Source organism: Spirosoma sp. 48-14 (genome assembly GCF_001898575.1).
In the GTDB taxonomy this organism is placed as follows: domain Bacteria; phylum Bacteroidota; class Bacteroidia; order Cytophagales; family Spirosomataceae; genus Spirosoma.
In genome coordinates this window covers 74,374-93,591 of the sequence record NZ_MKUD01000081.1, presented here as the reverse complement: position 1 = coordinate 93,591, position 19,218 = coordinate 74,374, and the positions used below count along the sequence as shown (strand labels likewise).

The 19,218-nt window shown below is 51.6% G+C and carries 13 protein-coding genes; 12 read left to right on the top strand and 1 reads right to left on the bottom strand.

Annotated features, from left to right (window positions below; all coding sequences use genetic code 11):
• Positions 1-487: alpha/beta hydrolase (locus BGO59_RS32575; RefSeq protein ID WP_293691309.1), on the bottom strand; the 487-nt coding region annotated here is incomplete at its 3' end.
• A gap of 207 nt (positions 488-694) precedes the next feature.
• On the opposite strand from BGO59_RS32575, the gene BGO59_RS32570 reads away from it, so the two are divergent.
• The 12 genes from BGO59_RS32570 (at position 695) to BGO59_RS32515 (ending at position 19,206) form a co-directional block, all read left to right on the top strand.
• Complete coding sequence (locus tag BGO59_RS32570; RefSeq protein ID WP_293691308.1) at positions 695-1,258, top strand: Crp/Fnr family transcriptional regulator; 564 nt, start codon at positions 695-697, stop codon at positions 1,256-1,258.
• A gap of 333 nt (positions 1,259-1,591) precedes the next feature.
• Complete coding sequence (locus BGO59_RS32565; RefSeq protein WP_293691306.1) at positions 1,592-2,626, top strand: efflux RND transporter periplasmic adaptor subunit; 1,035 nt, start codon at positions 1,592-1,594, stop codon at positions 2,624-2,626.
• A gap of 8 nt (positions 2,627-2,634) precedes the next feature.
• Positions 2,635-5,739 carry an efflux RND transporter permease subunit gene (locus tag BGO59_RS32560; protein ID WP_293691304.1) on the top strand — a complete coding sequence of 1,035 codons (3,105 nt, stop codon included), beginning with the start codon at positions 2,635-2,637 and terminating at the stop codon, positions 5,737-5,739.
• The gene (locus BGO59_RS32555) at positions 5,729-7,078 is read left to right on the top strand and encodes a TolC family protein (RefSeq protein WP_293691302.1); all 1,350 of its coding nucleotides are present in this window, start codon (positions 5,729-5,731) and stop codon (positions 7,076-7,078) included. The genes BGO59_RS32560 and BGO59_RS32555 overlap by 11 nt, the downstream gene beginning before the upstream one ends.
• A gap of 335 nt (positions 7,079-7,413) precedes the next feature.
• Positions 7,414-7,992 (top strand): RNA polymerase sigma-70 factor, encoded by a 579-nt coding sequence (locus BGO59_RS32550; RefSeq protein ID WP_293691301.1) that lies wholly within the window; start codon positions 7,414-7,416, stop codon positions 7,990-7,992.
• 106 nt (positions 7,993-8,098) lie between these two features.
• Positions 8,099-9,130, top strand: coding sequence for a FecR family protein (locus BGO59_RS32545; protein WP_293691299.1), 1,032 nt, complete (start codon positions 8,099-8,101; stop codon positions 9,128-9,130).
• Positions 9,131-9,335: 205 nt separating this feature from the next.
• Entirely contained in the window at positions 9,336-12,773 is a 3,438-nt protein-coding gene (locus BGO59_RS32540) for a TonB-dependent receptor (protein ID WP_293691297.1), read from the top strand.
• A 28-nt stretch (positions 12,774-12,801) separates the two neighbouring features.
• Positions 12,802-14,244: a RagB/SusD family nutrient uptake outer membrane protein gene (locus BGO59_RS32535; protein ID WP_293691295.1), complete on the top strand. Its 1,443-nt coding sequence runs from the start codon at positions 12,802-12,804 to the stop codon at positions 14,242-14,244.
• Between the two features lie 28 nt (positions 14,245-14,272).
• Positions 14,273-15,841: a hypothetical protein gene (locus BGO59_RS32530; RefSeq protein ID WP_293691293.1), complete on the top strand. Its 1,569-nt coding sequence runs from the start codon at positions 14,273-14,275 to the stop codon at positions 15,839-15,841.
• A 29-nt stretch (positions 15,842-15,870) separates the two neighbouring features.
• Positions 15,871-17,274, top strand: a complete 1,404-nt coding sequence (locus tag BGO59_RS32525) for a hypothetical protein (RefSeq protein ID WP_293691292.1) — start codon at positions 15,871-15,873, stop codon at positions 17,272-17,274.
• A gap of 288 nt (positions 17,275-17,562) precedes the next feature.
• Positions 17,563-18,180, top strand: a complete 618-nt coding sequence (locus BGO59_RS32520; RefSeq protein ID WP_293691290.1) for an RNA polymerase sigma-70 factor — start codon at positions 17,563-17,565, stop codon at positions 18,178-18,180.
• Between the two features lie 18 nt (positions 18,181-18,198).
• Positions 18,199-19,206 carry a FecR domain-containing protein gene (locus tag BGO59_RS32515; protein ID WP_293691288.1) on the top strand — a complete coding sequence of 336 codons (1,008 nt, stop codon included), beginning with the start codon at positions 18,199-18,201 and terminating at the stop codon, positions 19,204-19,206.
• Positions 19,207-19,218: the final 12 nt, after the last annotated feature.

The following is a 19,218-nucleotide window of genomic DNA, read 5'->3' as shown; positions in this document are numbered from 1 at the left end:
GGTGAGCGGCCAGATGCCCGCCCGCCGATGTTCCCATAATGCCTACCTTATCGGGTTTGATGCCCCATTGAGCCGCATGGGCACGAATCACCTTCATGGCTCGCTGAGCATCCTGAAGCGGCCCCAGTTCCCGTTGTTTCAGATCGGGGGAGGTGGGTAGGCGATAGTTCAGGACAAAGGCGCTGATGCCCAGCGTATTGAACCATTTGGCCAGCTGCCAGCCACTGACCAGATAGGCCAGTCGTTCGTAGCCACCGCCCGGACAAATAATAACAGCGGCTCCCTTGTTTTCCTGTACCGATGGTAAAAACACGTAAAAGCCGGGTGTACCTACCCGGTAGATCCGTTCGTTCGCTATACTGTCGGTTAGGAACAGCCCCTTTGAATTAGGCATTTTACCCGCAGGCCATAAGGCCATAAAGGTCTGGGCATTAGCCAGGGAATGCAGCGCGAAAATCAGGATAAGCAGTAAGCCGGTTCTAGGCATAAAAAGGCAAAACAGGTTCGGGAAATATCTGCCAAGAATAGAGTGTTGCCTTAGATTTTGCAAAGAAACGTTTGTGACTTTTTACGCAATCGTTGCCGGAAGCGTTCGCGGACAGACCGTTGTGAACCCGGCTACTGTGCGGGGTTTAGGCTGTCGGATTGGTTGGTGCCGCCGAAACCCCTAATTTTCGGCCGTAAACGAATCCACATGGAACTGACTGCGTACCTGAAACAACTTGTCGATATCTCCCCCGAACTGGAACATGAGCTGGATAAAGCCTTTGCACGGGAGGTATTTCCAAAGCGGTATAAGCTCCTGCCGCCCGACAACGTATCGCAGAAAGTCTACTTCTTTGAACAGGGCCTTGGCAGGGCGTACTACATTCGACACGATGGCAAGGACATTACTCACCATTTTTTTCTGATGAACTCGTTCTCGGTAGGCATCGAGACCGTTTTCTATGGACGTCCTTCTCCCTATGGGCTTGAACTGCTCGAAAAGTCTGTTGTCCGATCCATCAACTATGCCGATCTGGAAAAGATCATCGACCAACATCATAATCTGGAAAAACTGATGCGGACAGTGCTGATCGAGACGCTGAAGACGTTTTCTGATCGGTTGAGTGCTTTACAATTTCAGTCGGCGCAGGAACGGTACAACAACCTGCTGGCCCAGTATCCATCCATTCTACAACAGGCTCCTCTGGGGCATATCGCGTCTTATCTGGGCATTACCCAGCAGACTCTTAGCGTTATACGCGCTCAGCGATAACATTCTTACCTTTTGGTTAGTTGTCTGATTTTAAGAGTGATGAGCGGGATGGTTTCAGACGATTCCGGCTCAGGTGCTCTTTTGGCTGACGCATGAACTGAAAAACAGGTCGCTAATCAGCCAGCATCCAGATCGATCCGAATAAAACCCTATGCCTGGGCAGGCGCTGGTCAGCAGATCAGGGCAGATATTCCTATGGCTAATCTATCGGACGTACGCTAAATTTTAGGAATAAAGAAAGATACCCTACACCTTTATTTTTTAAGATAGATGAAAAGAAAGCTGCTTTTCATCGGACAATTTTGCACCATCATAATTCACTAACTAATTGCTATGAAAAGCAGTAAACCCTACATCGCGCTGATAACCCTGCTTGCCTTAAGTGGTTGTCAGACAAAGGAAAAGGCTACGGAAGTAAAAGAGGTAGCTGTTCCTGTTATTACCGAACAGGTTACCAAACAACCGATCAACCGCACAACATCCATCAGTGGTAATATTGAGGGGAGTCGTACCGTACGGCTTGGGTTCATGGTAGCCGGAAAATTGAACTTTATCGCGGCCGACGAAGGACAGCCCGTTCGTAAAGGACAGTTGCTGGCCAGCCTCGATCCTACCAACTACGGTATTGCCAAGGAATTGTCGGATGTGCAGGTAGCTCAGGTGGGCGACGAGTATACCCGTCTGAAAATCATGCATGACCGTAACAGCCTGAGCGACGCCGACTTCGCTAAAGTGAATTACGGGCTGCAGCAGGCCAAAGTACAGCAGAAACTACAGACCAAGAACCTATCGGATACGAAACTATACGCACCCATCAGCGGGGTTATGCTGAAAAAAATGGCAGAGGTCGGTGAGATCACGGCTGTGGGTACACCGCTTTTCGTAGTGTCGGACATCAGCAAGGTTAGTGTCAATGCCTACATTCCTGAAAGTGAGCTGCATACGATTAAAATTGGGCAGTCGGCCCGGGTGCTGGTGTCGTCGGTGGGACAGACGTTTACCGGCAAGGTTAAAGAAGTAGGTTCGGTAGCCGATGTGACCTCTCGGGCCTTTACGGTAAAAATCGAACTGCCCAATCCGAACGGGCTGATTCGACCAGGGATGATCGCCGAAATCACGCTAACATCCAATCAGCCAGTTGATCGACTTTTGCTGCCTGCCGAAGCTATTCTGCACGATACGGATAGCCAGAGCTATGTCTATATCGTCGATAAAGCCCAGCAGAAAGCGTTCCGCCGGAATGTCAGCGTAGGGCAACTGGTAAACAACAAGATCGAAGTGACTGCCGGACTGTCTCCGCAGGAAATCGTGGTAACGGGCGGTCAGCAAAAGCTCACCGATGGTTCTTCTGTCAGCCTTTCTAATTAATCGACGCCATGAATTTCGTTCAAGCTTCTTTAAAATATAGACAGGTTACCCTGTCGGTGTTACTGCTGGTATTTGCAATGGGGGTGTACTCTCTTTTGACCATGCCCCGTCGCGAAGACCCCAAGATTACCGTTCGTCAGGGGCTGGTACTGGCCTTTTATCCAGGTGCCAACTCCGCACAGGTAGAAGACCAGGTGACCAAAAAGCTGGAGCAGTATCTGTTTCAGTTTGAGGAAGTCCGCAAGGATAAAACCTACTCGACCACCCGAGACGGAGCGGTGGTGGTGAATGTCGAACTCGGTGAGAAAGTCAAAAACCCCGATGTGTTCTGGAGCAAATTACGACATCAGCTGCTGGTCGTGAAAAGCCTGGAGCTGCCCCAGGGCGTTCGGGGGCCTATTGTCAACTCCGATTTTGGTGATACCGAAGCCCTGGTGATTGGGATCGAAAGCGATCAGGCCAGTTTTGCGCAGTTGAAGCAGTACGCTCAGAAACTAGAAGACAACCTGCGGACGATTCCGGCCGTTTCGAAAATCAAACGGGTTGGCGATCAACAAGAACAGATTGTGGTTTCGTCGAATTCTGAAAAACTGGCCCAGTATGATGTTGATATGCAGCAGGTGGTCAAGCTGTTGCAGTCGCAGAATTCCATTGGTGCTACTGGGGCAATCGATACCGAAACCCAGAAAGCCCCGCTGTATACCAGTGGCTATTTCACCAAAGAAAATGAGATTGCCAACCAGATTGTCGGGGCCTCGAAATCGGGTGCGCTTGTACGGCTGGGCGATATTGCCACCATTCAGCGTGACTACGCCGAGCCTACCAGCAAAATTACCGTCAATGGGCATAAATCCTTGATCCTGACCGTGCAGATGCACGAAGGCAACAACATCGTCGATTTTGGAAAGGCCGTCGACAAGAAGATTGCGGAAACGACAAAGCTGTTTCCTGCCAATGTGAAACTGACCACCATCGTCAACCAGCCGCAGGTAGTCAATAACAACGTCTCGCATTTCATCGATGAGTTCTTCCTGGCTATTTTCTCGGTAGTCGTTGTGGTGGTGCTGCTGTTGCCCTTCCGTATTGCATCAGTGGCGGCTATGGCCATCCCGGTAACGGTGGCGGTGACCTTTGCCCTCATGCATGCCTTTGGTATCGAGCTGCATCAGGTATCGCTGGCGGCCCTGATCGTGGTGTTGGGGATGGTGGTCGATGATGCGATTGTGATTGCCGATAACTATGTCGAACTGCTGGACGCGGGCGTTGATCGCTGGACGGCTGCCTGGCGAAGCGCGAGTGATCTGGTAGTGCCGGTTCTGGCCGCTACCGTAACGATCATTGCGTCGTTTATGCCGATGATTTTGCTGACGGGTTCGGTAGGGGAATTCATCAACGCTCTGCCCTGGACGGTAGCCATTGCCCTGGCTTCGTCGTTCATCGTCGCCATGGTGCTGACACCGTTGCTGTGTTATGTATTCATCAAGAAAGGCTTACACGATCCGAGCGCGGAGGCTGGCCCGAAGAAAACCTCCCTGCTCGATCGGATGCAGAATGGCTATAACGCAGCGCTCGACTGGGCCATTCGCCATCCTAAACTAACCATTGGCCTGAGCCTGATTACCATCGTGTTTGCCGGGCTGCTTTATACGGGTGGGGTGCGTCAGAAATTCTTCCCGGCTGCCGAGCGAAACCAGTTTGTGGTTGAACTCTGGATGCCAACCAGCACCAGCCTTGATAAAACGGAAGCGGCTATCAAAAAGGTCGAAAAACTGGTCCAGCAGGATAAGCGTGTAACTTCCTTTGCCACCTTCGTTGGAACCAGCGCCCCGCGTTTCTACTACAATTTTTCGCCGGAAGTGCCCGTCAGCAACTACGCGCAGATTCTGGTCAATACCACCGACGAACATACGACCGAAACCCTGTCGGAGGAATTGCAGGAAAAAGTTGGATCGATCATCCCGGAAGGACGCCCGCAGATCAAGCTACTGCAACAGGGCCAGCCGCTGAAAGCTCCGGTTGAAGTACGGATCATTGGTGACGACATCAACCGGCTGAAAAGCATCGGGCAGGAAGTCGAAAGCATCGTTAAAAAAGCACCTGGCAGCGCGCTGGTTCGGAATGATTTTCAGGAAGATTATTACGGTATTAGCATTCAGCTGAAAGATGAAGCGAACCGCCTTGGGTTTACGACCTCCAGCATTTCGCAGATGATCTACACGGGCTTCAGCGGGGCACCGATCACCACGCTCTACGAAGGTAACAACGCCATCGATGTCGTGTTTCGGCTGGATAAGCAAAACCGCGAAACCACCGACGATCTGGGAAATACCTACCTCTCGTCGCCAATTACTGATGGGCGAGTGCCGCTCCGGCAGATTGCCGATCTGGTACCAAAATGGCAGACTGGCCGCATCATGCACCGCAACGGGGTCCGTACCCTGACCGTGCAGAGCGAAACGAGTCATGGCGTACTGCCTGCTGAGTTGCTGAAAGCCATTCGACCCGCCATCGACACCCTTCAGTTGCCTGCTGGTTACCGGATCGAATACGGGGGGGAGTTTGCCAATAAACAGGAAACATTCAGCCAGATGATTACAGTGCTGGTGATTAGCCTGGTCCTAATTTTCTTCATCCTGTTGTTCCAGTTCCGTAACCTGAAAGAAGCCGCTATTGTGATGCTGACCATTCCGCTCAGTTTGTTCGGGGCTTTATTCGGGCTGTACATCACGGGCAACAATTTCGGATTTACGGCCTTTGTCGGATTGGTCAGTCTGTCGGGGATTGTAGTGCGAAACGCCATCATTCTGGTCGATCACACCAACGAACTGATGCACCATGGCATGGATATCCGGACGGCGGCCATCGAGTCGGGCAAACGGCGGTTGCGCCCTATTTTTCTGACGGCATCGGCTGCGGCCATTGGCGTACTGCCCATGATTCTGTCGGGGTCTCCCATGTGGAGTCCGCTCGCTAGTGTGATTGCCGTGGGTGTACTCTGGTCGATGGTGATGGCCCTGCTAACGGTGCCGGTACTCTACATCTCCTGGATACGGCCCGCCGATAAAAAAGATATCCTTGCCGTTCAAAATCAACCTGTTAGTCATGAAGCCTAAATTAAAGTTATATATCAGCCTCAGCATCCTGGGGATGCTGATGGCAAATCAGGCCCGTGCGCAGCAACCGGAATCGGTTAGCCTGCAGCGCGCCATTGATCTGGCCTTACAGAATAACCGGGGGCTGGCCATTCGTAAGCTCCAGGTAGCCGAGAAACAGGCAAAACTGCGGGAAGACGATGTCAAGAAATATCCATCGGTAACGCTCAACTCCACGTATCAGTACAACGCCAATGTTGGTTCACTGGTGATTGATCAGGGCTCGTTCGGGGTTCTTCCGCTGAGTCAGACCACCCAGGTGCCGCTCCCCAACGAGACCAAAACCTTTGCCCTGGGGCAGCATCACACGTTCAATGCGGGTCTTACCGCCTACCAGCCAATTACGCAGTTGGGTAAGGTGAAAACGGGTCTGGCTATCGACCAGACGGATATACAGATGTCGGAGCAGGAGCAGCGTAAAGTGGCTTTGCAAATTCGGCAGGCTGTTGAGCGACTATATTACGGCATGCTGATCAACCAGCAGCAACAGATTGAAGCCACGACCAGGCTCGACGTAGCGAAGCTGAAGCTGTACGACGTGGAAAGTGCGTTGCAGTCAGGAAAAACCATCGATGTGAGCAAAGCCGGACTACAGGCCAACATTGCCGACGAAGAGCAGAATCTGCTTAAACTCGCTATTCAACGCGACGATTACGAAACCGACCTGAAACGCCTGACGGGCATCAAAGCCGATTCGCTGGTGCTGGCGGGTGTTGATCTGGCACCAGCCGCTGTACCTGCGCTGGACTCAGTCGAACTGTCAGCCCTGCGGAACAACGTAGATATACAGCTCGCATCGCTGAATCAGCAAAAAGCGCAACTAGGTATCAAGGCGGCTCAACAAAGCTACCGGCCCGATCTGGGTGTGCTGGCGGGCTACACCTATCAGAAAGGGAACCTGATTTTTCCGGTCAATAACCCGTTTGTGGGCGTCAATCTGAAATGGAATCTACAGGATGTAGTGGCCAATAAGCAGGTTATGGCGCAGCGCAATCTGATCCGGCAGCAGGCACAGGAAAACCTGCTGAATACACAGGAACAGGTAAATAGCGATCTGGAAAAAGCGTACCGGAAAATCAGTCAGGCCAGAGCGTTGATCGACGTGGCGCAGAAAGCGGCCCGGTATCGGGGCGACGAGTTGAAAGTCCAGCAGGATCGGCAGGCGGCAGGGTTGAATCTGAAAACCGATCTGCTCACGGCCCAGTCGAATCTGGCTAAGGCACAGGTCGATCTGCTGTCCGCTCAGTTGAATTACCAACTAGCTATTCTGGACGTCAAAATCCTGACAGGGACTATGTAAACAGCGCACTCTTAACGATTTTATCTAAAATGCTGCCTATAAATAGTCCTGTTGTAGCCAATTCGAGTACTATATACTAGTTAACTCAAGTAAGAGACTGCCTCGTAGGTTGGAATTGTAAAAAGCCTCTCTGGTATCCAGGGAGGCTTTTTTATGGCCGCATTTGGACTAAAACAGCGCAAAAGTCTTTTAAAGTGTCTAGCTGGGGGACTCATCAGCAGGTTACTGGCCGTGAGCGCGCTGTACTGGATAAAATCGCAAACGATCCTATAGTAAAAATAAATAGTTTAAGTATTTAGGGAATTAGTACAACGTTGTGCGCAAATCCAGTTGAAATGGCCCTGAATCTGTTGACCGATACTGAATTGTTGACCCTACTGCGCGAGGGCGACGAACAGGCATTCAGGGCGTTGTATGATCGGTATTGGTACAAAATGTACGTGCTGGCTCATCGTAAACTTCGCCGGAAAGAGGTTGCCGAAGAGTTGGCGCAGGAGTTATTTGTAATGATCTGGCAAAAGCGGGAAGCCTTACGAATTATTAATCTTCAGGCATTTTTAGGGGTATCGCTTCGGAACCTGATCGTCGATTACGTTCGCCGGAATATTCAGGAAGAGCATTATCTGGATCAGTTACGGCTGTTTTTTCCGACAGAAACCATGGCAACCAGCGAGGCTGTTCAATTAAATGAGTTGTCGGAAGCGATCCAGAACACGCTGGCAAAACTTCCCGAAAAAACGCGCGAAATCTTCATTATGAGCCGGTTCGAACATCTGACCATCCGCGAAATTGCCCAGCGATTGAATCTTTCCGAAAAAACAATCGAGTACCATCTCTCGCGATCAACCACGTTCGTTCGGCAACATCTACGCGATTTTACAGCCATCTGGCTCCTGCTTTGGCTCTCGGAATGAGCCAGTTCTTTCAAAAATTAAAAAAAATCTAAAAAAAATAGCGTTGGCTCTTAGGGAGTTTTGGCCGGTTGTTCGTCTATACCTTTTGAACGAATGACTCAACCCGATGGACGGTGCTACCTACCAGGAACTGCTGGCTAAATACCTCAAAGGTGATTGTACGGATGAAGAACGGGCCTTGCTCGACCAATGGTACGAATCGCTGGATACGGAGGTAAGCCTGCCTGCCACCGATGAAGAAAAAAACCAGATGCTGGCCCGAAACTGGAAGACACTGGCCGAGCAAACGGTTCATACCGTTCCGGTTCGTCAGGTCGGGTTCCGTCGTTATGCTTCCTGGGCAGCGGCAGCCGCTGTACTCCTGATTGGTGGATTGGGCTGGCTATTCATGACCCAGTCGACTACCGAACTGATGGAAGAGCAGGTAAGTCTGGTAGACAGACCAGCCTCGTTTACCGAACGGGTCAATCGGATGAAAGCACCCGAGCGAGTGACCCTGAGCGACAACAGTGTGATTACGCTAAATCCGGGTAGTAAAATCCGATATCCAACCCAATTTACGGCCCAGAAACGAGAGGTTATTCTGGAAGGGGAGGCATTTTTCGAGATCCAGAAAAATCCGCACAAGCCGTTTCTGGTCTATTCGCAGGATCTGATTACCAAAGTGCTTGGTACGAGTTTCTGGATCAAAGCCAATCCGGCCGAGCGAAACGTAACGGTGTCCGTCCGAACCGGACGGGTATCGGTCTATTCACCAAAACTGGCCGCACAGACGAAGGGGAAATCGGACCCTGAAACCATTGGGGTTGTTCTGACACCTAACCAGCAGGTCACGTATCTGAATCAGGAACAACGGCTGGTGAAAACACTGGTTGAGAAACCGCTCGTGGTTAGTAAAGAAGCAGAGATGCCCTCGTTTACGTTCCAGAATGCGCCCGTATCGGACATCATTGCGGCTATTGAAAAGGCTTATGGAGTTGATGTGGTGTACGATGAGGAAGTCATGGCAAACTGCCATATAACCACCTCGCTCGATCAGGAGAGCCTGTACGATAAGCTGACCATCATCTGTAAGCTACTGGGAGCTACTTATAAGATTATTGATGCCCAAATTGTCATTACCGGATCAGGTTGTTAGCCCGTTCCGCATGTTGAACCTTAACCCGTACTCTATGAAGTAATCTTGACTTGTCTGCAGAAGAAGAAGATCGGCGATGGGTCCAAGCACCGCCGACCTGAGTAAGCCCCACGTTTTCCGGTTCGCATACCGTCGCATCCTTTTCGAGATGTGCAGGGGCTCGTTTGTCTTTGTCTAAATCCTCTAAACAAAAACGATCAAAGGTATGGAATTACCTCGATTCAATCACGACTGTGCACGTACAATTATGCGTATCACTCTTGCTCAGTTGCTGTGTACGGTTTTATTCCTGAATATCACCTATGCACGAACGGTCATTGCTCAGCCTTTACTGGAGCAATCGATCAGCTTAACCGTTGACGATAAGGAAGTTCGTGTTATTTTGTCGGCCATCGAGAAACAAGCGAAGGTCACCTTTTCGTACATCCCACAGCAAATTCAGGCCGATCGGCGGGTATCGCTCAAAATTGCCAATCAGCGTCTGTCATCCGTACTCGACCAGCTCTTTCGGCATACAGCGGTTATCTATGAAGTAATCGGGCGAAAACAGATTCTGCTCAGCGTTCGCCCGTCGGGTTTGAACGCCCTGCCCGAACATACGCAACTGCAACTCGAACGCCCTGCCGACCGGGTCATATCGGGCATTGTCAGAAGTGAAACGGGTGAAGGGCTGCCCGGTGTAAGTGTTGTGGTGAAGAACAGCACACGTGGAACCAATACGGATGCCGATGGGAAATTCAGACTCAATGTGCCGGACGAGACCACCACGCTGGTTTTCTCTTTTGTGGGGTATCTGAATCAGGAAGTCGCCATTGGCAATCGCGCAACCGTCGATGTTCAACTTGCTCCCGACAACAAATCGCTCGATGAAGTGGTGGTGGTTGGGTATGGTACCGTGAAAAAGAAAGACCTAACCGGGTCGGTGGCCGCTGTTGGGGTCGAGCAGATTCGCGAACAGCCAGTTTCCCGCGTCGATCAGGCGTTGCTGGGCAAAGTGGCGGGTGTTCAGGTGAAACCCGTATCGGGCGAACCGGGCGCGGCTCCGCAAATCCGCATTCGGGGTATTGGCAGTATCTCGGCGGGTGTTGGGCCGCTGTATGTAGTCGATGGGTTTCCGACCGATAATATACAGACGCTGAACCCGAATGATATCGAAAGCATGGATATTCTTAAGGATGCGTCGGCTACGGCTATTTATGGGTCGCGGGGGTCCAACGGGGTGATCATCATCAATACAAAACGAGGCAAATCGGGCAAAGCCAAGTTTTCGTTCGACGCCTATACGGGCTGGCAGAAGATTGCCAAACGGCCCAAATTCATGAATGCCAAAGAGCAGGCGCAGTACTATTACGACGGTATCCGAAACCGGAATATCGACGAAGGCCGGGATGTATCGGGGCCGTATTCCACCTGGTTTCGTCAGGTCCCGCCCGAAGTGATCGATGTGCTGGAAGGACGGAATACGTACGATGTCGATGCGCTGGACGAGGTGTTACGGACGGCTCCCCAGCATCAGTACCAATTGACGGCAACGGGCGGAAACGAAAATGTGAAGTATGCGCTGAGTGGCGAATATTTCAATCAGGAAGGGATAATTATCAACAGCGGCTTTAATCGGTACTCGGTTCGGGCCAATATCGATGCCCAGTTTTCCAAACGACTATCCGTCAAGTTTAATCTGAATCCATCCTTTACCGAATCCAATAACGTACTGGCGGCTGGTGCCGGAACAGGGCCAAACGATGGGATTATTGCACAGGCCGTAATGGCCAACTCATTCTTCCCGCTGCGCACCCCAGCAGGCGATTACTTCGTGTTTAGCGGACTGGCGGGCTCATCGAACCTGACCAATCCACTGGCGCTGGCCAATGAAGTGAAAGCGAACCAGAAAAGTATGCGGCTGCTGGGTAACATCAATGCCGAGTATAAAATCCTGGACGATCTGAAGTTCAATGTGATGATTGGCGGAAACCTGATGAGTGGGCGGGGGATGAACTTCAAACCGCAGCTACCGGCCTTTTTTAACGAACCGGCCGTCGGGACGGATAACTCATCCATGCTCACCAACTGGCTGACGGAATACACGCTGAATTATACGAAGTCGTTTGGGTCGCACAATCTTATGGCGCTGGGGGGCTTTACGGCGCAGAAAGAGAACTACGAATCCAACTTCCTGACCAGTAATAAATACCCGAACAATCTGGTGCCCAATCTGAGCGCCGTTAGCGGGCAGATTACCAATGGCTCGTCCGATTCGTATCAGTGGTCGTTGATCTCGTATCTGGCGCGGGTCAACTACAATTATAAAAGCAAATACTACGTAACTGCTTCTATTCGGACCGATGGTTCATCGCGCTTTGGGTCGGAAAACAAGTACGGCGTGTTTCCATCGGCGGCTCTGGCCTGGCGGTTGTCGGACGAAGCGTTTCTGAAAAATGTTCCGGCTATCTCGGAACTGAAACTGCGGACCAGCTATGGCAAAACGGGAAACAATAACATTGGAAACTTCGACCAGTATGCTACCCTCAGCTACGAAAAATATACGTATGGCGGGGCCTCGGTCGGTGGGTTTGCGCCCGGTCGGTTGCCCAATCCGAATCTGACCTGGGAAAAACAGCAACAGGTCAATTTTGGTATCGATCTGGCGGTGCTGAAGAATCGGGTAAACCTGACCATCGACCACTTCCGTTCCCGGAATACCGATTTGCTGCTGAACGTAAATATCTCCGACCTGACGGGTTTCAGTACAGCCCTGCAAAACATTGGCGAGGTAAAAAACAGCGGCTGGGAGTTTGTGCTCAACACAGTCAACGTCGATGGGAAGTTTAGCTGGACTACCGATTTCAACATCTCGACCTATAAAAACGAGGTGGTCAAACTGGGGCCTCAGGGCGATCCGATTTATTCGGGCGGAAACGTCACCATGATTGGACAGCCCATCGGCATGTTTTATGGCTGGATCACCGACGGCGTGTTTAAAAATGCGGCCGAGCTGGCGAAAGGACCGATCTACCGCCCTGGCTCAACCATTGCCTCGCGCGTTGGCGACACCCGGTTCGTGGACATCAGCGGTCCCGATGGCAAACCCGATGGTGTCATCGACGGCAATGACCAGACTATCATGGGGTCGCCCTATCCTGATTTCTTCTATGGCATGACCAACCGCTTTTCCTATAAAAACCTGAGCCTGAGTGTTAGTCTGCAAGGGGTTGTTGGCAATAAGGTGCTGAGCGTATCGCGGCTGGGAACCCTGAATACGCGGGGGCGGGTACGGCAGTTGGCATCGTCCAATGCGTACTGGAAATCGGAACAGAACCCCGGCGATGGGCAGGTGCCCCGTCCGAACGATGCCCCAACGGGGAATAACCGGGACCCCTGGAACTCCCGCTATCTGGATGAAGGTACGTATCTGCGAATCAATAATATCTCGCTGAGCTATCAGGTCCCTTCTGCTCTTCTGCAAAAACTATCGCTGGGCTCGCTTCGGCTGTATGCAACGGCTACCAATCCGTTCCTTTTTACCAAAAATGAAGCCTTCAACCCCGATGTGAGCAACAGCGATAACCCGCTCACGCCCGGTGTGGACCAGAACAACTATCCACTGACCAAGAGCCTTGTATTGGGCATAAACCTCGGTTTCTAAACGTCACCTATTTCTCCATAAGTGGATCATGAAAACATTCGTCTATTTGCTGATCGGCTCCTTGCTGATCGTATCCTGTCGCAAGGAATTTATTGAGATACTACCCAAATCGACCGTGAGTATCGACGGGGTGTATAAAACGGATAAGGACTTTCAGGATGCCATAACGGCCGCCTATAATACCCTGCAAACGCAGTATCAGAACTTCTGGAAATTTGGCGATCTGCCGGGCGAGGATATTACCGAAGAGATTCCCAATCAGGCCGAAAACGTATCCATCGACCAGTTCAACGCCAATAGCCGCTTATCCATTATCGGCAATAGCTGGCAGAATTATTACCGGATGATTTATCGCGCCAACGTCCTGCTAGCCAAGATTGAACCGACCGACCCTACCGTCGTGGTGAATAAAAACCGGCATATTGGGGAGGCTAAATTTCTGCGGGCGCTGGCCTACTTCGACCTGGTCCGAATCTTTGGCGATGTACCGATGGTGACAACGCCCATAACCGTAGAAGATACCTACAAAACGGGCCGGGAAAAAGTGGCGAAGATCTATGATGAGGTCATTATCAAAGACCTGCTCGACGCCGAATCGAAACTGCCTGCTTCTTACAGTGGGGCCGATGTAGGTCGACCGACCAAAGGAGCCGCTGCGTCGCTGTTGGGAAGAGTATACCTGACCCGGAAAGATTTTGTCAATGCTGAAGCCAAGCTGTTGCAGGTTACAACTATGAAATATGCCTTGCTGCCCAACTACAAAGACCTGTTCGACTATTCGAAAAATGAACACCATAGCGAATACATTTTCGATGTCGAATACGAAGAAGGTATCAACGAAGGCAGTGGTTTCCCACTTCAGTTTTTCCCGTTTGCCAAAGTCATCATGGACTACTACGGCTTTGCGTCGGGAACACCCGGCAACTCAGGTTCGCCAACTGAAACACTCTTCAAAGCCTTCGATCCTGCCGATCCCCGGCGGGCCGTGACGGTCAACTACGGCATAACCGTCAACGGAACCTTTATCCCGATTCCGTCGCAGTCGGTACAGGCATCCAAGTCGTTCACGACCAAATACATAGCGCCGTCGGCCATTCCGAGCGATAGTAAGGCTAATTGGAAGGTGATCCGCTATGCCGATGTGCTGCTGATGCTGGCCGAAGCCATGAACGAAAACGGCAAAACAGCCCAGTCGCTGCCCTATCTCAATCAGGTTCGGCAACGGGTGGGCCTGCCGGGCTATACCGGCCTGACCAAAGATGAGGCCCGCGAAAAAATCTACCTGGAACGACGCTTTGAACTGACCCTCGAAGGCCATCGCTGGTTCGACCTCGTTCGCACCGGTCGGGCCCTGGCGACACTCCAGAAGCTGGGTATGAAAGAGAATATGACCGTATTCCCGCTGCCCTTGACCCAAATTCAGATTATTAACGACCCGGCTATTCTGCCGCAGAATCCAGGATACAATTAATGCCCAAACTCAGGCTTTTACCAAAACCATGGCTTTAAACACACAACGCATGAACCCACATACCGATTCCGAAAAATCGATGCAACCAACCGATAGTTCACGACGGGAATTCATTAAAAACAGCGCCAGAATCAGTGCGCTTATGGCCGCAGCACCGCTAACTGACCTGAGTTCGTTGGGCCTTTCAGAACCTAAAAAAGCGGCTGATGCCATGATGCATGGCATTCAGATCGGGGCCGTTTCCTTTGTCGACGAGGGGGTCGATAAGGTGCTGGACATTGTACAGAAACAGGGTGCCATCAATACCTTATTCCTGACCGTATTCACCTATGGTCGTGGCCTGGCCGGACGGCAGCTGCCGGGCGAACCCTTCCCGGCGCATGGCTCGCAGGTGTCGGATGAGAAAACATTCCACGGGGGGAATTATTCGATCCCACACCCTGAATATTACAAGAATACCGTGCTGAAAAATACCCGGGCTACCGAACACGGCAACTTCGATATTCTGGCATCGGTGATTCCGGCGGCTAAAAAACGGGGCATGAAAGTGTTTGCGTCGGTCGAAGATCAGTGGCGGGCCGATGTGCCGGGCGTTAAGGAATGTTCGGAAATTGATCTGATGGGTCGTCAGGCCAATACGCTTTGCCTGTTCAATCCCAACGTTCGGGCGTTCTGGACAGGACTGGTGACCGACATCAGCAAGTCGTACGATATCGACGGGGTTCTATTTTTCAATGAGCGGAATGGGCCACTGCTGAATGCCCTGGGGGCCAGTCATTTCCAGACCATCGACTCGACCCGAACAACCTGCTTTTGTGAGCACCACCAGCGCGAAGCCAAAAAACTCGGCATCAGCTACGAGCGAGCGAAGGAAGGCTACCACAAGCTCGATCAGTTTGTCAAATCGTCGATGAAAGGCGAACGCCCAAGTGATGGCTACTATGTCGAGTTTAACCGGCTGATGTTGCACTACCCCGAAATCGTTGCCTGGGATAAACTGTTCGACATGGGCAAGCACCAGGTACTGGGTGAAGTGTACGACGCCGTAAAAGGCGTGAAGAAAGACCTGCAGGTTGGTTTTCACGTCGAGCACGTCAATTCGTTCAATCCGTTTTTCCGGGCCAGTCGCAGCTACGAAGAGCTGGCTAAAAAAGCCGATTTCCTGAAAATAGTAGCCTACAACAACTGCGGTGGCGAGCGCTACGCCAACTTTATCCGCAACATTCAGTCGACCATTTTCCGCGATGTGCCATTAGAAGAATTGATGCGGTTCAACAACTATCTACTAAACTACGGCAACGAAGCATCCATCGATGAGCTGCCCACCGCCGGATTGTCACCTGATTATGTCTACCGCGAAACGCAGCGGGCTATTGCGGGGGTCAAAGGCCAATGTAAAATTCTGCCCGGTATTGATGTGGGTATTCCTACCAAAAAAACGAGCCGGAAAGGCTCACCCGAGGATGCGTATGCCGCTACCGCAGCCGCTTACAAAGGCGGAGCCGATGGGGTGATTTTATCCCGTAAATATTCCGAAATGGATCTGGAAGATCTGGCAGCCGCCGGACGCGCCATTCGGGAGGCTACCAAAGGATAATACACACCGATTCAAAATGTGATGCACGCATGAAAAAAACAATTGGCATTCAGATTGGGCCCGATTCATTCGTTGATGAGGGCATCGAAAAAACGCTGGACATATTGCAGCAGCGGGGCGCTATTAATACGCTCTATCTTAGCACCTTTTCGTACGACCGGGGCATTACAGGCCGGCAGATACCCGGTCGGCCCTTTCCCGACCACGGGGCCCAGGTGTCGGACGAAAACTATTTCCACGGGGGCAATTACGCGACACCGCACCCAAAATTTTATGCCAAAACGGTCATGAAAGGGGAGCGGTTTCGTGCGCCTGATTTCGGCAAGCTCGACATTGTTGCCGAGGTGTTACCGGCGGCCAAAAAGCGGGGTATGAAAGTGATCTGCTCCATTCAGGACGGGTTCAACTATCCAGCTGATGTGCCGTTCGTGAAGGAAATGGCCGAAGTAGATCTACAGGGCCGACAGGGGGGGGCGATGTGCTTTTTTCAGCCCGACGTGCGGGAGTTCTGGAAAGCCGTGGCGACCGACCTGAGTTCGTCGTACAACATCGACGGTGTGCTGCTGTTCAATGAGCGAAACGGCCCGTTGCTCAACGCCATCGGGGTTAGCCATGCCCAGGGAATCGATTCGGCGAAGGTGACCTGCTTCTGCGAACATCACCAGCGGGCGGCCCGTCAGCATGGAATTGATTTTGAACGGGCTAAAGAAGGCTATCGGAAACTAAACCAGTATGTGCAGAACTCCCTGAACGGGATTCGGCCCACTGATGGCTACTATGTCGAATTCAGCCGGTTGCTGCTGGAGTACCCCGAGATCATGGCGTATAACCAACTGTTCGATCTGGGCAAGCATCAGGTGTTGAAGGATGTGTACACCGCCGTGAAAGCTGTTCGCAAAAATCTGGAAGTCGGGTTCCATATTGAACATACCAACTCCTTCAACCCACTCTATCGGGCCAGCCGAAGTTACGAGGAACTGGCAACGATGGCCGATTTTCTGAAAGTGGTGGTGTACAACAACTGTGGTGGCGAGCGCTACCGGAGTTTTATTCGGAACATCACCTCGACGGTCTTTCGGGATGTGCCCCCAACGGAAGTAATGCGGATCAACAACCATCTGTTGAATTACACCAACGAGGCCGCGCTGGATGAACTGCCGATGGCGGGTCTATCGCCTGATTATGTGTCACGCGAGACCCAACGGGCCAAGGTAGGCGTAAAGGGGAAAGCCCAGATTCTACCCGGTATCGACGTGAATATTCCGACGGGGGCCAACAGCCGGAAGGCTTCGCCCGACGATACCTATCAGGCCACCTTAGCTGCGTTCAAAGGGGGAGCCGATGGGGTAATCCTGTCCCGTAAATATTCGGAAATGATGCTGGCGAATTTGGATGCTGCCGGACGGGCAATCCGCGATGCCGAAAAATTATAAAGCGTTTACATGAGTTCAATACGAATTCGCATAGGTTGGTAAGATGCCAGAAACGGGTGAGGACGTTTTCTCACCCACTTTCTTCTCACTTTATTGGTTTAGCAACCTCTTGCCACAAACCCGCCAAACGGCCCTGATGAGCCCTTTTTCTTTGCCTGATTCAGAAAATTATAAAAAAATTTCTATTTGACTCGGGGGTGCCCCGCCTTTTTTTGTCTATAAGTCATAAACCCTTTATGCGTTCGGCCAATACAGATGGGCGTTTCAAGTCAAACCTTACAAACATCCGTGAAACCCCTTGCTATGGGCGATTCGGGCTTTTCGGATGCCAATGAGCCGGATGCGGAATATTTCATCCGGCAGGCCTTCGCGACGGACCCGCATAAGGGGTGTGAACTACTCTTTCGGGCCTATTACCGGGATTTATGCAGCACGGCGATTCGGTTTGTGTATTCCCGGCAGGTAACCGAAGATATTGTGGGTGAAGTGTTTCTGGCGTTCTGGACGAATCGGACGTACGAGAAAATCACGACTTCGTACCGGGCGTATCTGTTTCGGTCGGTGCGCAATCGGGCGTATAACTACCTGAAGTTCGAGTTGAGCCGGTCCAGGCCTCTGGAGCTTTTTGATGAAAGTGACCCTGATTCGGTCCAGCAGCCCGATCATATCCTCCAACTGGATGAACTTCGTCGGCAGATCAACGAGATCATCCGTACGTTGCCCATGCAGGCCCAGCGGGTGTTTATCATGAGTCGGTTTGATGGGCGTTCGCACGCCGAAATTGCGCAGGAGTTACAGATCAATCATAAAACGGTCGAAAGTCATATTACCCGCGCGTTGTCGAGTTTGCGGGTGTTGCTCCGGCAGGAGTTCTGTCTGTTGCTATTCGGTTACCTGACGTTGTGAGAAGTTGATCGCCACAGCATGAAAACGGTTATAAATAAAGAGCTTCTATTCATCCATTTCGAAGGACGGACCACCCCGCTACAGATCGAACTGTTGCGGGAGTGGCTACAGACGCCGGAACATCAGCAGTTGTATTACCAATGGCTACAGGAATGGGAGCGTCAACATCCACAGATCATAACCGATGCCGACGATGCGTATCAACAGTTTCTACAGCAAATCGACACCACTCCGCAGCCCGTTGTGGTACGACCGATAGCCATGTGGAACCGCTGGAGGCCAGGTGCTTACTGGATGGCAGCTTCGGTAGTGCTGCTCCTACTCACCGTTGGCTACCTCACCAGAGACTATTGGATGATGCGTACCATCGCGACGGATTACGGTGAGATTCGGTCAATTGTTTTATCCGATGGCACACGGGTAACGCTGAATGCCAATTCTGAATTACAGCTTTCGCGTTTCGCGTTTCTGACTCCATCGAGAGAGGTGTTTCTAAAAGGCGAGGCCGAGTTTGCCGTAGTTCATACATCGGCCCACGATCAATTTAAGGTTCATGCTGCCAATGACGTGGAGGTGGTGGTGCTGGGGACAGAGTTCGTCGTTAATGCCCGCCGGAATACTACTCGTGTTGAGCTAACGAAAGGTAAAGTGCAGTTGCGCTACCCTACCCAGGATCAGATCAGTACGCTGACCATGCGCCCAGGCGATTGGGTAAACGTGTCGGCTGGCGGCAAGGCCAAACGGGGACATCAGGTGCTCGAACCGGCGGTTGCTACCGGCTGGAAAAACTATGAGTACACTTTTCAGCGAACCCCCATGCCAGAAATCGCTGATTTACTGAATGATAATTTTGGTTTGACCGTACAGCTCGACTCGGCGCTGGCCCGACGAAAGGTTACGGGAACGTTCCACGCCCACAATGCAGATGAGCTGCTCCAGGCATTGATTGAATTATTCGATATAGAAGTGGTCCGCGACGGAAAAGCCGTCCAGTTAAAATCATCCGATCCTAACCAAATTCAGTAACTAAACCTCTAA

Excerpts from the sequence above, each read along its gene's own strand:
- BGO59_RS32570 (WP_293691308.1), top strand. The coding sequence starts at position 695 with ATGGAACTGACTGCGTACCTGAAACAACTTGTCGATATCTCCCCCGAA.
- BGO59_RS32565 (WP_293691306.1), top strand. The coding sequence starts at position 1,592 with ATGAAAAGCAGTAAACCCTACATCGCGCTGATAACCCTGCTTGCCTTA.
- BGO59_RS32560 (WP_293691304.1), top strand. The coding sequence starts at position 2,635 with ATGAATTTCGTTCAAGCTTCTTTAAAATATAGACAGGTTACCCTGTCG.
- BGO59_RS32555 (WP_293691302.1), top strand. The coding sequence starts at position 5,729 with ATGAAGCCTAAATTAAAGTTATATATCAGCCTCAGCATCCTGGGGATG.
- BGO59_RS32550 (WP_293691301.1), top strand. The coding sequence starts at position 7,414 with ATGGCCCTGAATCTGTTGACCGATACTGAATTGTTGACCCTACTGCGC.
- BGO59_RS32545 (WP_293691299.1), top strand. The coding sequence starts at position 8,099 with ATGGACGGTGCTACCTACCAGGAACTGCTGGCTAAATACCTCAAAGGT.
- BGO59_RS32540 (WP_293691297.1), top strand. The coding sequence starts at position 9,336 with ATGGAATTACCTCGATTCAATCACGACTGTGCACGTACAATTATGCGT.
- BGO59_RS32535 (WP_293691295.1), top strand. The coding sequence starts at position 12,802 with ATGAAAACATTCGTCTATTTGCTGATCGGCTCCTTGCTGATCGTATCC.
- BGO59_RS32530 (WP_293691293.1), top strand. The coding sequence starts at position 14,273 with ATGGCTTTAAACACACAACGCATGAACCCACATACCGATTCCGAAAAA.
- BGO59_RS32525 (WP_293691292.1), top strand. The coding sequence starts at position 15,871 with ATGAAAAAAACAATTGGCATTCAGATTGGGCCCGATTCATTCGTTGAT.
- BGO59_RS32515 (WP_293691288.1), top strand. The coding sequence starts at position 18,199 with ATGAAAACGGTTATAAATAAAGAGCTTCTATTCATCCATTTCGAAGGA.